The sequence below is a fragment of the Promicromonospora sp. MS192 genome (genome assembly GCF_049532985.1).
GTDB lineage: Bacteria > Actinomycetota > Actinomycetes > Actinomycetales > Cellulomonadaceae > Promicromonospora.
In genome coordinates this window covers 5185718-5200984 of record NZ_CP186693.1, presented here as the reverse complement: position 1 = coordinate 5200984, position 15267 = coordinate 5185718, and the positions used below count along the sequence as shown (strand labels likewise).

The window sequence follows — 15267 nt, the reverse complement described above, 5'->3', positions numbered from 1 at the left end:
CCGGGGCGGTCACTCGCAGTAGCCGCCCCAGGGCCAGCCCCGGCCCGTGCGCGAGGGGCCCGCCGTCGCGACGGGCGTGGCGCCCTGCTCCGGTTCCGGGGCCGGCTCGCACACGTCGCTGCCGTCCGGGTTGAGGCACGCGGCGCCCTTGGCCCAGAAGGACCGCTCGACCGTGTGCGTGTTCCCCTCCAGCTCGCGCGTGAGCCGCACGCTCACGTTGCTGCCCTCGCTGATGAGGGTGTCGCGGACGAGCGTCAGCGGGGTGGTCTGGCCCGCGGCGACCTGCGCCTCGGCGCCCACCTCGCCGCTGCTCTCCCGCACCAGGACACCCATCCAGTCGTGCGCGGTGCGGTTCTCGACCGCCGCCGTCAGCGCCACCCGGTAGTCGGTGCACTCGGCGGCGACCGTCACGCCCAGGTCCTGCGTGGGCCAGGTGAGCTCGGCGCACGACTCGAACTGCGTGTCGAGCGTGCCCAGCGTGCGACCCGCCGCCTTCACCTCGACCGTCGAGGTGCCCCAGACCACCGGGTACTCGATCTGCATCGCCTCGCCGGCGGCGACCGTCCGGGACACGCCACCCACGTGGAACAGGACGGGCAGGGTCGACTCCTTGTTGCTCACCGAGACCACGAAGGTCTGCACCGAGTGGTCCTGCGTCGCGTCGAACTCGCAGGCGCCCGCGGCCACCGTCGAGGAGACCACCGCGGGGGCGATCCGCGCGGCACCGTAGGACGCCGTCGGGTGGGTCTTGGGCACCACCGGGTCCACCGGGAGGTCGCCGTCGGTGTCCACGCCCTCGCGGGAGAGGCGGAACGTGACCTCGCCCGCCGGGAGCTGCGTGCGGTCCGTGTTCACCGTGAGGGTCACGCTGCCGCCGGCCGCGACCGGGACGCGCACCGACTCCAGGGTGCTGTCGCCCACCGGGACGAGCATGACCGCGGTCATCGTCTCACCGGTCCGGTTGGTGATCGAGCCCTCCACGGCCACGGTGCCGCCCTGGTTGAGGGTGCGCACGCTCGTGTCCGTGTCCCACTCCGGCACGTAGCAGTCCGCCCGCTGGTGCTCACCGGCGGCGACCCGCGTCGTGTACGTGCCGCCCTCCACGTCGGTGGCCAGGGCGAAGACCGCCTGGCCGGCCGGGAGCCGCAGCCCGTCGGGCACCGTCAGCCGGACCGACTCGCCCGGGGCGAGCGGCTCCTTCGAGGCGACCTGCTCGCCGGCGGCCTCCAGGGCGACCCGGACCGTCCGCTGGGTCGTGTTGGTGTACGTCCCCGTGACGGCCGCCTGCGCGACGCCGGCACCGCCCGTGGCGACGCACGACGCGGCGACCGTGCCGACACCGTCGGCGGCGTCGGCCCAGGCCGAGGTCACCGCCAGGGTGGCCAGCGCCGAGTGGGCGTTGCCGTCCAGGACCGGGCGGACGTTGGCGGAGCCGAGCACGGCGTACTCCGAGGTCGACGGCGTCACCGTCGCGATGTTCAGGGCCACGTCGGCGGTGGCGCCGGGGGCCAGCTCCGTGGCCGCGGCATCCGTGCCGGCGAGCGGTGTGCAGCGCCACGCGTTCTTCAGCTCGCCCGCGGCGCAGGACAGCTCGGGCTGCGCCGCGGCCGGCGTGACGCCGTCGGGCAGCGTGACGTCGACGGCCCAGCCGCCCGGCGGCACCGCGCGGTCGCCCGTGCTGGTCACCCGCACCGGCAGGGCGGCCGTGCCCGGGCTCGCGAGCGACACGTCGGTGGTCGCGGCGGACAGCTCCTGACCGAAGGGGGAGACCGTGCGGCCCGGGAGGTCGATCTCGGTGGGTTCCATGCCGTCGGCCCAGACCACGGCGCCGACCGGGTAGTCGCCGCCCGCGCCGGCCTCGACCGGCACCACGACGCGGAGCTCCTGGCCGGCGGTCACCTCGCCCAGCGAGCACAGCAGCACGTTGTCCTGCTCCGTCGGGGTGCAGGCCGCCGGGGCCGCGGTCTCGACCAGCCCGACGGTGGCGGGGGTGGTCGGTTCCGAGTCCGGCATCGCCTGCGCGTCGCCGGGCTCCTCGGTGGTGCCGGTGGCAGTGTCCGCGGCGCTGCCCGTGCCGGAGGTGGCGCCGGGCGTCGGCGTCGTACCCGGCTCGGCGGTCTGCTCGGCACCGGCCGGGTCCTCGACCGAGGCCGTCACCAGGCGGGCACCGGCGCCCGTGCCGAACGGCACGTCCGGCCGCGCGACGGTCAGGCCCTCGGGCAGCGTGATCTCGAGCTGCGTGCCCGTGGCCGCGACGTCGCCCTCGTTCTGGACAGTGAGCGAAAGCTCCTGTCGCTCACGCGGGCGAATCGGCGTCGACGCATCGGTGTAGCCGACCACGAGGTACGCGCGGCTGGTGGTCTCGCCGGGCTCGATGTCGGTCGGCTGCACGGGACGGCCGTCGACCTGCTCGGTCCCGGGCTGCTCCGACTCGTCGGGCGTGGTGATCACCGTGTCGGCGACGGCCACCGGACCGGCGTCGACCGGCGCCGCCATCTGCAGGGCCGCGACCACACCGACCGCCGCGACCGCGATGGCGCCCGCGGCCACGCTCCCACCGGTGGCGGCGGCCGCCGCGGACGCGACCGCACCCGCCGTGGCGGTGACCGCCGACGTCACCCCGCCGGAGAACGTGCCGGCCGCGCCCACGGTCGCCGTGGTGGCGGCCGGTGCGCCCGCCGCTGCTCCGGCTCCGGCACCGGCGCCCGCCTTCGCCGCGACGGCGAGCCCGCCGATCGGGGCCCCCGCGCCCACGAGGGCGAGACCGCCCGCGCCCAGCACCAGCGGGGCGATGACGGTCTTCATGCCGTGCGCCACGTCGTGCAGCTCCAGCACCAGCGCGCTGCAGGTGCCGCAGGTCGCGAGGTGCTCGGTGATCTTCGTGGTCTCCCGCTTGGACAGGCTGTCGCGCACGTACCCGCCCAGCAGCGGGTTGACGGTGCGGCACGTGTCCGACGGTGCGTGGGTGAGGTGCTGCTGCAGGTAGCCGGCCCGCAGCGCCTCCTTGGCCCGGTACAGCAGCGCGGAGACGCCGTTCGGGCTGAGCCCCAGCAACGGCGCCACCTGCGCCGGCTTCACGTCGTCGACCAGCACGTACCAGAGCACCTCGCGCCACCGCTCCGGAAGGTCGGCGTACGCCCGGTAGACCACGCTGCGCTCGAAGTCGGCGAGGGCCGGGTCCTCCTCGGACGCCACCCGGCCCAGCACCGACTCGATCTCGTCGTCCGTGCTCGGCCGGGTACGCACGGCGCCGCGCCGCACGTCGAACGCGCGGTGGCGCACCACGGTGTAGAGGTAGGGGCGGAACCCGGTGTCGGGTCCGGCACCACGGCGGAGCATCTCGAAGAGCTTGCTGAAGGCGTCGGCGACGACGTCCTCGGCGTCGGAGGGCGAGACGTACTGGCGGGCGAGCGCTCGCGCGGCGGCCGCGTGACGCTCGTAGAGCACGCCAAAAGCCTCGCGGTTACCCGACCTGACCTGCAGGATCAGTTCCGCGTCGCTCGGGGTCTCCCCGGTGCTGCTCTCGACTTGCTTCACGTCCACCCAGACTCTCGGCCGTGTCCTGCCCAAGACTATAGAGCCACAGCGCGAATCCCAGGGGCTGAAAAATACAAATCGCCCACAGCCTCCGGGTGAAGTGTGCTACTCCGACCCCGAAGGTGCGTCATGATGTATCCCCGTGAGGGTCCCTTCATCATGAGCGAGTCACAGCAGGAGGCGCGGGTGCGAATTCACGACCTGCGCGAGCGGTGGCGCGCCACGAGCCTCGCCTCGGTCTGGATCCGGCCGAACGACTGGGACCACCCCGCCGCAGAGGCACTGGCCGAGGCCCTGGCCGAGGGCCGGGGCGTGATCGCGCCCGCCGAGCGGCTGGGCGCGGCCCGGGCGGCTGTCGGTGCCGGGATCACCGAGGCGCTGGACGACGTGGCGTGCCTCTACGCCGCGTTCGGCCGGCCGACGGACGTGGGCGCGCTGCGCGCCGCGGCGATCGGCTGGGTCGGTGAACGCGAGCGGGTCCCCTACCAGATCGCCACGCGCGACCCGTCGACAGGGCTGCCGACCGGCGAGTACCTGGGCGAGCGGCTGCGCGAGACGTACGGCACGGCCCAGCGTTCGGGCACCACGGCCGGGAGCACGCACTGCCTGCTCGTGCTCGACGTGGGTCTGGACAACCTCGACACCTGGCAGCGGCTGGCACGCTCCGCGGCCATCGGCCGCACGCTGCACCAGGTCTTCGGCGAGGGCCACCCCATGGCCGCGATCGGGGACGGCACCTTCGTGGTGCTCTGCGAGCGCGGCCCGTCGACCGCCGAGCTGGGCCAGTCGCTCCGCCGTGTCGTGGAGCGCAACGCCGAGGTGCTCGGCCTCACCACCGAGGTGCGGCGGCCCACCCGGGTCTGGGTGGAGCGCCTGCCCGGGACGCACGACGACGCACTGCTCCTGCTGGACCACCTGGCTCGCTGAGCCCGCGGCGCCCCGGCGTCCCACGAACCAGCGCAGGGCGCCCGCTCGACGGAGAGCGGGCGCCCTGTCGCTCGTGCGGGCTCAGCGCTCCTGGAAGGTCAGGCAGTCGGCGTGGCCCGGGTCCTCGGGACCGGCACCCACCCGGATCGACGGCGCGCCGCACTCCAGGTTGTCGTTGTGCAGGCACTCGCCGCGCTGGCAGGCACCGACGTGGGCGATGACCTTCTCCAGGCCACCCTTCGTGCTCAGCGGGATGAACGTGGCGCACGAGGCGTCCCCCGTGTGACCCCCGATCGTGACGGCGCCCGCGTGGCAGCCGTGGTCGTGGTTGTAGCCGCAGCCGTCGATCGAGCACTCGACGACCTCGGGCATCTCCATCAGCGTGCTCATCTGTTCTCTCCTCGCCTGCCGTGCTTGACCTCCGGAATACCTCAATCGTATTCCAGAAATGCAGGAGGCGGAGAGCAAGGAATGCCTTACCTATCTGCCGGTACGCATTTCCATTAAGGAAAGAATGGCATTGCTGAAATCGTCCGTCATTCCTCGCGGCGGTGCGTCGGCCGCCAGAGCACGACGGCGCCGCCGCCGACCCCGCGGTGCTCGAGGTCGACCCGCATCGCCGTGCTGCGGACCCGCTGCCCGCGCTGCACGACGACGACGTCACCGGCGGACGGCCCGGCGGCGAACACCCGGCCCTCCTCCTGGACGCGCATGAGCAGGTCGCTGAGGCGTTCCTCCAGGACCGAGACGTGCGCCTCCAGGTCGAGGATGCGCTTGATGCCGGCCAGGTTGATGCCCTCGACCTGCGCGAGCCGCTGCACCTGGAGCAGGCGTGACACGTCCCGCCGTGAGTACCGGCGGCCGCGCCCGCGCGTGCGCCGCGGCACCACGAGACCGAGCCGGTCGTACTGCCGCAGAGTCTGCGGGTGCATCCCCGCGAGCTCCGCGGCCTTGGAGACGGTGAGCACCGGTGCGTCGTCGTCGATCATGTGCCCTCCCTGTCTCGTCACCGCCGGTCCGGCGTCCCGGCAGATTAGCCGAGACCGGCGCGGCGGGGCACCTGCCCCACCGCGCCGGGTGTCATTCGGCCGCGCGCTGGGCGAGCCCCGCGCGCACGTCCTCGCCGTCGCTCTCGGCAGCGAAGGACTCCAGCGCCTCCCTGGCCTTCTTGCTGAGCTTCTGCGGCACGGCCACCTGCACGCCCACGAGCAGGTCGCCCGTCGCGCTCGCGCTGCGCACCCCGCGCCCCTTGATCCGGAGCACGCGGCCCGACGGCGTTCCCGCGGGCACCTTGAGCCGCACGGTCGACCCGTCGAGGGTCGGCACGTCCAGCGTGGTGCCGAGCGCCGCTTCTGCAAACGTGACCGGCACCGTCATCCGCAGGTTGTGCCCGTCCAGCGTCCAGACCGGGTGGGGCGCCACGTGCACGGTGACCACCAGGTCGCCGGCCGGGCCCCCGTTGGTCCCGGGCTGACCCTTGCCCCGCAGACGGATCTTCTTGCCGTCGTTGATCCCCGCGGGGATCCGGGCGTGGATGGTGCGGCCGCCCACCTCGAGGTCCGCGGTCGTGCCCTCCACGGCCGCCCGGAACGGCAGCGTGACCTGTGCCGCGATGTCGGCCCCCGGGCTCGGCGCGGTGAACCCGGCCGGCCCCGTGGACGCGTAGCCGGACCTGCCGCCGAACATCGAGCCGAGGATGTCCTCGAAGCCCGCGGTGCCCGCCCCGCCCTGGGAGTAGCGCACCCGTGGGCCGCCCCGGCCCTGGCCACCGCCGAACATCGCGCCCATGATGTCCTCGAAGCCGCCCGCCCCGGCGCCGCCGGGGCCTGCGGAGAACCGCGCACCGCCGGCCATGGCGCGCACGGCGTCGTACTGCCGGCGCTGTTCCGGGTCCGACAGGACCGCGTAGGCCTCGCCGATCTCCTTGAACTTGGACTCCGCTGCGGCGTTCCCCTGGTTCTGGTCGGGGTGGTACTGGCGCGCGAGCTTGCGGTAGGCCTTCTTGACGGCCGCGTCGTCGGCGTCCTTGGACACGCCCAGCACGGCGTAGAAGTCCTTCTCCATCCAGTCCTGACCGGTCATGGCACCTCCTTCCGCACTGTGCTCCCGGAGCCGGGCACGCCGTCAGGGCGTGCCCGGCTCCGGGAGACGAGACCTACTCCGGTCCGACGACACCCACGCGCGCCGCCCGGACCACCTTCTCGCCGATCCGGTACCCGGGCTCGACCACGAGGTTCACCGTGGTGGCCGACGCGTCGGCGTCGGTCGAGTGCATGAGCGCCTCGTGCACGGTGGGATCGAACTCCTCGCCCACCTTGCCGAACCGCTCGACGCCGAACTTCTGCAGGCTCTGGTCGATCTTCTCCGCGATCGCGGCCATGGGCCCGTCCAGCTCGCCGTGCTGCTTGGCACGCTCGATGTCGTCGAGCACCGGCAGCAGGGCGCTCAGCACGTCCTGCACGCCCCGGTCCCGCGCGGCCTCCTGGTCGCGCAGCGCCCGGTTGCGGTAGTTCGTGAAGCTGGCCCGCTCGCGCTGCAGCGCGTCCAGGTGCTCGGCTGCCTCGGCCTTGGCCTTCAGCACCTCGGCGGCCTCGCCGGCGTCACCGGAGGGCTCGAAGTCGAGCCCCGCCAGCGGGTCGTCCGACGCGCCCTCCTGGCCGGCGGCCTCGCCCGGCTGGTCCGCCGGGGCGGACTCCTCCGGGGTCTCCGCGCCCGCCGCAGCAGGCTCGCCCGGCGTGGCCGGGCGCGCCTCGTCGCCGGAGCTGTCGACCTTGCGCTTGTCCGTGAACTGGAAGGGGTGCTCCCCCGAGCCCTCGGGCTCGGGGGTCCCCTGCGGGTTCTCCTCGGTCACTTGCGCTCGTCCTCGTCGTCCACGATCTCGGCGTCGACGACGTCCTCGTCGGGGGCGGACTGCGCGTTCGCCGCCTGCGGGCCGCCCTGGGCGCCCTGCGCCGCGGGCTGCTCGGCCGAGTACAGCGCCTCGCCGATCTTCTGCGAGGACGCGCCGAGCTTCTCGTACGACGTCTTCACGGCCTCGGCGTCCTCGCCCTCCAGCGCAGACTTGACCGCGGCGATGTCCGCCTCGACCTCGGTGACGACCTCGGCCGGGAGCTTGTCGCGGTTGTCCGCGATCTGCTTCTCCATGGAGTACGCGAAGGCCTCGGCCTGGTTGCGGGTGTCTGCCTCCTCGCGCCGCTTCTTGTCCTCCTCGGCGTGCGCCTCGGCGTCCTTGACCATGCGGTCGATGTCGTCCTTGGGCAGGGCCGAACCGCCGGTGATCTTCATCGACTGCTCCATGCCCGTGCCGCGGTCCTTGGCGGACACGTGCACGATGCCGTTCGCGTCGATGTCGAACGTGACCTCGATCTGCGGCACACCGCGGGGGGCCGGGGCGATGCCGGTGAGCTCGAAGACGCCCAGCGGCTTGTTGTCCCGGGTGAACTCGCGCTCGCCCTGGAAGACCTGGATGGCCACGGACGGCTGGTTGTCGTCGGCCGTGGAGAAGACCTCGCTGCGCTTGGTCGGGATGGCCGTGTTGCGCTCGATGAGCTTGGTCATCACGCCACCCTTGGTCTCGATGCCGAGGGACAGCGGCGTGACGTCGATCAGCAGCACGTCCTTGCGGTCACCGGAGATGACACCGGCCTGCAGCGCGGCGCCGACCGCCACGACCTCGTCCGGGTTCACGCCCTTGTTGGGCTCGCGGCCCCCGGTGAGCTCCTTGACGACGTCGGTCACGGCGGGCATGCGGGTGGAACCACCCACGAGCACGACGTGGTCGATGTCCGACACGGAGATGCCGGCGTCGCGGATCACCGCGTGGAACGGCGCCTTGGTGCGGTCGATGAGGTCCTGCGTCATCTGCTGGAACTGAGCGCGCGTGAGCTTCTCGTCCAGGTGGATGGGGCCGTTCTCGCTCATCGACAGGTACTGCATCGAGATGTTGGTGCTCGTCGCGGACGAGAGCTCCTTCTTGGCCTGCTCGGCGGCCTCACGGAGGCGCTGCAGCGCGATCTTGTCCTTGGACAGGTCGACGCCCGAGGAGTTCTTCACCTGCTTGATCAGGTGGTCGACGATGCGGGCGTCCCAGTCGTCGCCGCCGAGGCGGTTGTCACCGGAGGTGGCGCGCACCTGGATGGTCGAGAAGTCGTCCTCGTCCTTGCCCACCTCGAGCAGGGAGACGTCGAACGTACCGCCACCGAGGTCGAAGACGAGGATGAGCTCGTCCTCCTTGCCCTTGTCCAGGCCGTACGCGAGCGCGGCGGCGGTGGGCTCGTTGACGATGCGCTGCACGTTGAGGCCGGCGATCTGCCCGGCGTCCTTCGTGGCCTGGCGCTCGGCGTCGTTGAAGTACGCCGGGACGGTGATCACGGCGTCCGTGACGGGCTCGCCCAGGTACTCCTCGGCGTCGCGCTTGAGCTTGCCCAGGATGCGGGCCGAGATCTCCTGCGGCGTGTAGTTCTTGCCGTCGATGTCCACGGTCCAGTCGGTGCCCATGTGGCGCTTGACCGAGGAGATGGTGCGGTCCACGTTGGTGACGGCCTGACGCTTGGCGACCTCACCGACCAGGACCTCGCCGGTCTTGGAGAACGCGACCACCGACGGGGTGGTCCGCGAGCCCTCCGCGTTGGCGATGACGGTGGGCTCGCCACCCTCGAGAACCGACACCACCGAGTTGGTGGTGCCGAGGTCGATACCTACTGCGCGTGCCATGTTGCCTGCCTTCCTCGACAGATTGAGCCTTCTGCACTCAACTTTAGGTCGGGGTCCGACGGGAAGCAAGCTCGCCGCCGCAAAGTTGAGTCCATCTCACTCAACCCCGGAGGTCGCCGAAAAGTTCCCACGGCGCTGCCCGGCGTCACTGGTGGAGGACGCCGAGGACCTCGCGGCGCCCGTCGGGGTTGACCCCGATGACGATCTGGACGATCGCGCCGACCGCTTGACACCCCTATCAGGGACGTAACTGATCTTTCACCCAGATGCCCCTTAAAACGGCCTATCGCCGGGGCGGGCGTGGCTACGTTCGACGCTGTCAACAGGGGGAGTCCGGCGGCCGCGTCGCCGGACCTGGCGAAGGAAGAACTCGTGCACAGCAGAGCAACAGCCGCCGCGGCCCTTGCCGTCGCGCTCGTCGTCGGTGGAGGAGCGCTCACCGGCGCCTCGGCCGCGACACCCCAGGAACCCGCCGCCGGCGTCACGGCGACCGCGGCGACCGGAAAGACCGGAAAGACCGAACGGGTCACGGTCACGCTGCTCACCGGCGACCGCGTCACCCTCACCACCGGGACCGACGGCCGGCGCACCGTGTCGATCCGCCACGCCGAGGGTCGTGAGGGCATCGCCTTCAGCAAGCGGATCGACGGTGACCACCTGTACGTCATCCCGACCGACGTCATGGGGTTGATCGACACGAAGCTCGACAAGCGGCTGTTCGACGTCGCCGGGCTGGCCGACGCCGGCTACGGCAACCGGGACACCCTCCCGGTGCTGGTCGAGCAGGCCGTGGCCGGCGGCGCCGCGACGCTCGCCGCTCCTTCCGACTGGCAGGCCGCGGGCGTGGAGCCGCAGCGGACCCTGATGTCGGCCGGCGCGGTCGCGGCCGACGTCGGCGGCGCCTCCGGCACCGAGCTGCTCGACACCCTCCGCGCACAGGACGGCGACGTGTCCACGATGTCGGCGACGGCCGCGGCCGACGCCCCGAAGATCGAGAAGGTGTGGCTGGACGGCAAGTCCGAGGCCCGCGACGCCGAGTCCGCCCCGCAGATCGGCGCCCCGGATGCGTGGGAGTCCGGCTTCACCGGCAAGGGCGTCCGGGTCGCCGTGCTGGACACCGGCATCGACGAGTCGCACCCGGACCTGAAGGGAGCCGTCGTCGCGAAGAAGGACTTCTCCAGCTCCGGTGGCACCCAGGACGCCGACGGCCACGGCACGCACGTGGCCTCCACGATCGCGGGTTCCGGCATCGCCTCGGACGGCGTGAACAGGGGCATGGCGCCTGACGCCGACCTCATGATCGGCAAGGTGCTCAGCGACGACGGCACCGGTTCCGACTCGGACATCATCGCGGGCATGGAGTGGGCCGCGAAGCAGGGTGCGGACGTGATCAACATGTCGCTCGGCTCGGACTGGGAGGAGTCCTCCGGGAAGGACCCGATGTCCAAGGCGGTGAACCGCCTGACCACGGAGTACGGCACGCTGTTCGTCGTCGCGGCGGGCAACTCCGGCGCGGTGGACTCGATCGGCTATCCCGCGGCGGCGGCGTCGGCCCTGACGATCGCCGCGGTGGACGACGCCGACCGGCTCGCGGAGTTCTCCAGCCGCGGGCCGCGGATCGACGGCGCCGTGAAGCCGGAGCTGGCGGCGCCGGGCGTCGAGATCGCCGCGGCGCGCTCCGGCGGCGGCACGAAGGATCCGTACGTCGAGTACAGCGGCACGTCCATGGCGACGCCGCACGTCGCCGGCGCGGCGGCCGCACTGCTGCAGGCCCAGCCGGACCTGCGGCCCGTCCAGGCCAAGGCGATCCTCATGGGGTCGGCAGACCCGGTGCAGGGGTCCGTCTTCGAGGTGGGCGCGGGTCGCCTGCACATCCCCTCGGCGACCGAGCAGGAGGTGCTGGCGCATCCGGCGTCGGTGTCGTTCGGGAAGCTCGAGTTCCCGCACGACGGGACGACGTCGAGGTCCGTGCGGTACCGCAACCTGTCCGACACCACGGTCACGCTGGACCTGACGGTGAAGGCGACGGACGAGGAGGGCGCGACGGCCACCGGCATCACGCTCGACAAGAACAGTGTGACCGTCCCCGCCGGCGGCACCACCTCGGTCGGTGTCACCCTCGACGAGTCGGCCGGGGACGCCGGTCAGTACAGCGGCACGATCCTTGCGACGGGCGCTGACGGCGCGACCGTGCGCACGCCGATCGGCTGGGAGCAGGGGCCGGAGCTGTTCGACGTCACCCTCAAGGGGATCGGGCGCGACGGCAAGCCGCACCGGGGCATCACCGAGTACAGCCTGGTGAAGCTGGACGACCTGGAAGGCCGCTACAACGTCTCGGACTACACCGAGAACGGTGAGGACGGGGTGCACCAGCTCCCCGCCGGGACCTACGACCTGACCCGGTTCCAGTACCGGACGAACGCGGGCGGTGACGTGTCGCAGCTGGTGAGCTCCGACATTCCCCAGCTCACGGTGAAGAGCGACATGACCGTCACCCTGGACGCGCGCAGGGCGATGCCGGTGTCGATCAAGGCTCCGAAGGCCACGAAGACGGTCGGCACCGGGGTGATGGTCGAGCGGACCGTCGACGGCCTGCCGGCGGTCTCCGGGGCGATTTTCGCATCGGGCACCTCGAAGGTGTTCCTCGGGAAGACGCCCGCGGCGACCATCGGTGAGCACCGGGTCACCGTCGAGGGCCACCTGTCCGAACCGGTGACGGGCGGCAAGCCGCCGTCGTACACCTACAACCTGATGTTCCCGCAGACCGCGGTCACGACCGGGACGTTCAAGGCCCGCGCCAAGGACCTCGCCGCGGTGAGGGTCACGCACCACGAGCCGGTGTCCGGGGCGACCCTCAACGCGCAGTGGGGAGGCCTGGCCGAGAGCAACCTGGAGGGTCTCCCGACGCCCTATGACGCCTTCCCCACGGTGGTGGGAACCCGTACCGACTACCTGACGGCCGACGGCGTGGAGTGGACCCGCGACGTGTCGTACGAGAAGGGCGGAGAGCCTGTGGCGATGTTCCGGTCGGACCTCACGGAGTACGAGCCCGGCAGCCGCAACACTTTGGAGATCGCCGGGTCCCCGCGCACCCCGCAGGCCGAGGTGGCGCAGGCGGAGAACACCATGCTCGTCGAGGCCTCGGGCTGGTCGGACGCGGCGGGCAACGCGGAGGCCGGATCGGGGACCAGCCGGCTCGTGGTGCGCCAGGACGGCGAGGTGGTCGCCGACACCACCGAGGGCGGGGCGGAGCTGGTCGTTCCCGACGCCGGTGCGGACTACACGATGACGTACACGGGGAAGCTCCCGTCCGGCGTCTTCCACACCGGCGCCGGGGTGCGTGGTGAGTGGACGTTCCGCGCGGAGCCCGGCGAGTGGTCGTTCGACGACCCGTACGAGCGCCCGATGCTCGACGTCCGGTACGACGTCGCCGGGATCGGCACCACCGGCAGGGCGCCGGCGCACACGACGATCGGCGTGCAGGTGGAAGGTGCCGACGGCGCCGTCACGACGAAGTTCTGGTGGTCCGCGAACGGCGGCAAGACCTGGAACGCGGCCAAGCTGTCCGGCGGCGTGGCGCGGGTGAAGGCCCCGCAAGGCGCGACCGCGATCTCGCTGCGGACCGAGGCCACCGACCAGGCCGGCAACACCGTGAAGGAGAGGGTGCAGCGCGCCTACCTCGTGAAGTAGCAGGCCGGACCCGCGCCGCGACGTGCTGGTGCGGGTTCTGCCGAGGTGGGAGATCCCGGTGCGGACCTCACCCCCGCAGCGGGCCGGCCGGCACGAAGCCCGGCCGGCCCGCCAGTTCGCGCCCGCCGACACGAGAACTGAGAATCCTCCGCTGACACGAAGTCACGACCTACTGGTCGGACGGGTGCCTCCCCAACGAGTCCGGCGAGAACCTACAGTGGCGCCATGCCCTTCGAGACCCCGCTCGCCGACGGCGTCACGCTGCGCGAGCTGACCAAGGACGACGCCGTCGCGGTCGCCCACGCCTACATCCGCAACCGGGAGCACCTGGCGCCGTGGGACCCGGCCCGGCCCGAGGAGTTCTGGACCGAGCAGTGGCACAAGGACCGGCTGTGGGTCCAGGTGCTCGCCAACACCAACGGGAACGCGCTGTACACGGTGCTCGAGGCGCCGGACGGCGAGATCGTGGGCCGGCTCAACCTCACCGACATCGTGCGCGGCGCCTTCGAGAACGGGCACATCGGCTACTGGATCGACGCGCGGTACACGGGGCGGGGCCTGATGACGGGAGCCCTGGAGGCCCTCGCGGCCCACGCCCGGGACGGTCTCGGCCTGCACCGCCTGCAGGCGGCCACCCTGCCGCACAACACGGCCTCGCAGGCGGTGCTGAAGCGGGTCGGCTTCGAGAAGATCGGCTACGCGCCGAGCTACCTGAAGATCGCGGGCGATTGGCAGGACCACGTCGTGTTCCAGCTGATCCTGCACGACTGAGGGCTGTTTTCACCCCCGTCAACAGGCGCGACGCCTTGACCTGCGGTACACAGGGGTGCACGACCGAGGCCGCGGGGGTGGGGCGTCGGACGCGTACCCCGCGGGCCAGCCCGCGGGGTGGCTGATGCCCGGGGACCCGGGCCCCGACCGGGGGGAGACCACCATGGCAAGCATCCACGGAAGCTCGTTGTCGATCGCGCTCCTGACAGCTCTGCTCGATCCCGAAGAGGACGGCCTGAAGTCACCACACGTCCAGGACCTGCTCCAGGAGGCGCTCGAGACGCGCGAGGACGCGCGCGACGTGATCGTCGCCCTGCTCGCCTCGTCCGGGTCGATGCTGCGGCAGATCAGCCACCACAACGACCAGGACCCCCTGGAGTCCCTGCAGAAGGTGGCCCTGGGCTTCCAGCGCAAGGTGGTCCAGCTCCCCAGCTGAGTCAGCCGTCCGCGACGGCCTCCGCGTCACGCAGGACGCGCAGCACGTTGCCGCTGCACAGCCGGCCGAGGTCGGCGTCCGACCAGCCCCGCTCCGCGAGCGCCGCGAGCAGGCGGGGGTAGCCGGTCACGTCCTCGAGGCCCTCGGGGAGGCTGGGCGTGCCGTCGTAGTCGCCGCCGAGCCCGACGTGCTCGATGCCGGCGACCTCGCGGACGTGCTCGACGTGCGCCACGACGTCGGACAGCGTGGTGCGCGGCTGGGGGTGCTCCGCCTGCCACCGGGCGACGAACGGCTCGAAGGCGCCGATGTCGGCGCTCCGGATGCCCTCCGCCGCCGCGGCCTGCGCACCCTCGGCACGCCACGCGGCCACGGCGGGCGACACGAACTGCGGCACGAACGTCACCATGCAGACGCCGCCGTTGGTCGCCAGGGTGCCGAGCACGTCGTCGGGCACGTTGCGGGGCACGTCGCAGACGGCGCGGGCGCTGGAGTGGCTGAAGATCACCGGGGCCTGCGTGACGCGCAGCGCGTGGCGCATGGTGCCCGCGGAGGTGTGCGAGAGGTCGACGAGCATGCCGATCCGGTTCATCTCGCGCACCACGTCCTCGCCGAACGCCGAGAGGCCGCCCAGCACCTCCTCGTCGGTGGCGGAGTCGGCCCAGGGCACGTTGTCGTTGTGCGTGAGCGTCATGTAGCGCACCCCGAGCGTGTGGAGCATGCGCAGGACGGCGAGGGAGCCGTCGACGGAGTGGCCGCCCTCGGCACCCATGAGGGAGGCGATGCGGCCCTCGCTCCACGCCTGCTCGACGTCGGCGGCGGTCAGGGCGAGCCGGAGCGTGTCCGGGTACCGCTCGACGAGGCGGTGCACGCAGTCGATCTGTTCGAGGGTGGCGGTGACGGCGGCCCCGCCCTGGAGCGTCGACGGCACGTACACCGACCAGAACTGGGCGCCGACGCCACCCTCGCGCAGGCGCGGCAGGTCGGTGTGGGTCGTCGTGAGCCGCCGGCCGACGTCGACGGCGTCGAGGTCGTAGAAGGACTGCTCGCGCAGCTCCCACGGAAGGTCGTTGTGCCCGTCCCAGACGGGGTGCTTCTCGAGGAGCGCGGAGATGCGGTCGGCGGTCGTCATGCGGACGACGCTACCGCCCGCCGGCCAGGGGACGTGTCAGACGTACAGGCCACCGGCGTGGCCC

Annotated in this window: 11 protein-coding genes; 4 read left to right on the top strand and 7 right to left on the bottom strand. The window is 72.2% G+C overall.

Features of this window, described 5'->3' with window-relative positions:
- Positions 1-9 precede the first annotated feature (9 nt).
- Entirely contained in the window at positions 10-3447 is a 3438-nt protein-coding gene (locus ACO229_RS23170; RefSeq protein ID WP_423462925.1) for a sigma-70 family RNA polymerase sigma factor, read from the bottom strand.
- 249 nt (positions 3448-3696) lie between these two features.
- Here ACO229_RS23170 and ACO229_RS23165 point away from each other — a divergent pair, with 249 nt between their 5' ends.
- Positions 3697-4464: a hypothetical protein gene (locus ACO229_RS23165; RefSeq protein ID WP_397413127.1), complete on the top strand. Its 768-nt coding sequence runs from the start codon at positions 3697-3699 to the stop codon at positions 4462-4464.
- An 81-nt stretch (positions 4465-4545) separates the two neighbouring features.
- Here ACO229_RS23165 and ACO229_RS23160 read toward each other — a convergent pair whose 3' ends face one another.
- The 5 genes from ACO229_RS23160 to dnaK all read right to left on the bottom strand — a co-directional run bounded on the left by ACO229_RS23160 (position 4546) and on the right by dnaK (position 9177).
- Positions 4546-4854, bottom strand: a complete 309-nt coding sequence (locus ACO229_RS23160; RefSeq protein ID WP_397413125.1) for a DUF1540 domain-containing protein — start codon at positions 4852-4854, stop codon at positions 4546-4548.
- Between the two features lie 146 nt (positions 4855-5000).
- Positions 5001-5453 (bottom strand): heat shock protein transcriptional repressor HspR, encoded by a 453-nt coding sequence (locus tag ACO229_RS23155; RefSeq protein ID WP_397413123.1) that lies wholly within the window; start codon positions 5451-5453, stop codon positions 5001-5003.
- A gap of 91 nt (positions 5454-5544) precedes the next feature.
- Complete coding sequence (locus ACO229_RS23150) at positions 5545-6546, bottom strand: DnaJ C-terminal domain-containing protein (RefSeq protein WP_397413121.1); 1002 nt, start codon at positions 6544-6546, stop codon at positions 5545-5547.
- 73 nt (positions 6547-6619) lie between these two features.
- The gene (gene grpE, locus ACO229_RS23145) at positions 6620-7315 is read right to left on the bottom strand and encodes a nucleotide exchange factor GrpE (protein ID WP_397432115.1); all 696 of its coding nucleotides are present in this window, start codon (positions 7313-7315) and stop codon (positions 6620-6622) included.
- The gene (gene dnaK, locus ACO229_RS23140) at positions 7312-9177 is read right to left on the bottom strand and encodes a molecular chaperone DnaK (RefSeq protein WP_397413117.1); all 1866 of its coding nucleotides are present in this window, start codon (positions 9175-9177) and stop codon (positions 7312-7314) included. Before dnaK ends, grpE begins: the two co-directional genes overlap by 4 nt.
- Before the next feature lie 372 nt (positions 9178-9549).
- Here dnaK and ACO229_RS23135 point away from each other — a divergent pair, with 372 nt between their 5' ends.
- The 3 genes from ACO229_RS23135 to ACO229_RS23125 all read left to right on the top strand — a co-directional run bounded on the left by ACO229_RS23135 (position 9550) and on the right by ACO229_RS23125 (position 14074).
- Positions 9550-12867, top strand: a complete 3318-nt coding sequence (locus tag ACO229_RS23135; RefSeq protein ID WP_423462924.1) for a S8 family serine peptidase — start codon at positions 9550-9552, stop codon at positions 12865-12867.
- 225 nt (positions 12868-13092) lie between these two features.
- Positions 13093-13638 (top strand): GNAT family N-acetyltransferase, encoded by a 546-nt coding sequence (locus tag ACO229_RS23130; protein ID WP_397413113.1) that lies wholly within the window; start codon positions 13093-13095, stop codon positions 13636-13638.
- Positions 13639-13801: 163 nt separating this feature from the next.
- Positions 13802-14074, top strand: a complete 273-nt coding sequence (locus ACO229_RS23125; RefSeq protein WP_397413111.1) for a hypothetical protein — start codon at positions 13802-13804, stop codon at positions 14072-14074.
- Position 14075: 1 nt separating this feature from the next.
- On the opposite strand, the gene ACO229_RS23120 is transcribed toward ACO229_RS23125, so the two are convergent.
- Positions 14076-15203 carry a dipeptidase gene (locus tag ACO229_RS23120; protein WP_423462923.1) on the bottom strand — a complete coding sequence of 376 codons (1128 nt, stop codon included), beginning with the start codon at positions 15201-15203 and terminating at the stop codon, positions 14076-14078.
- Positions 15204-15267 lie beyond the last annotated feature (64 nt).

Bases quoted from the DNA above. Each gene is read 5' to 3' on its own strand.
- ACO229_RS23125 (WP_397413111.1), top strand. From the start codon at position 13,802: ATGGCAAGCATCCACGGAAGCTCGTTGTCGATCGCGCTCCTGACAGCT.
- ACO229_RS23150 (WP_397413121.1), bottom strand. From the start codon at position 6,546: ATGACCGGTCAGGACTGGATGGAGAAGGACTTCTACGCCGTGCTGGGC.
- ACO229_RS23155 (WP_397413123.1), bottom strand. From the start codon at position 5,453: ATGATCGACGACGACGCACCGGTGCTCACCGTCTCCAAGGCCGCGGAG.
- ACO229_RS23160 (WP_397413125.1), bottom strand. From the start codon at position 4,854: ATGAGCACGCTGATGGAGATGCCCGAGGTCGTCGAGTGCTCGATCGAC.
- ACO229_RS23120 (WP_423462923.1), bottom strand. From the start codon at position 15,203: ATGACGACCGCCGACCGCATCTCCGCGCTCCTCGAGAAGCACCCCGTC.
- dnaK (WP_397413117.1), bottom strand. From the start codon at position 9,177: ATGGCACGCGCAGTAGGTATCGACCTCGGCACCACCAACTCGGTGGTG.
- ACO229_RS23130 (WP_397413113.1), top strand. From the start codon at position 13,093: ATGCCCTTCGAGACCCCGCTCGCCGACGGCGTCACGCTGCGCGAGCTG.
- ACO229_RS23165 (WP_397413127.1), top strand. From the start codon at position 3,697: ATGAGCGAGTCACAGCAGGAGGCGCGGGTGCGAATTCACGACCTGCGC.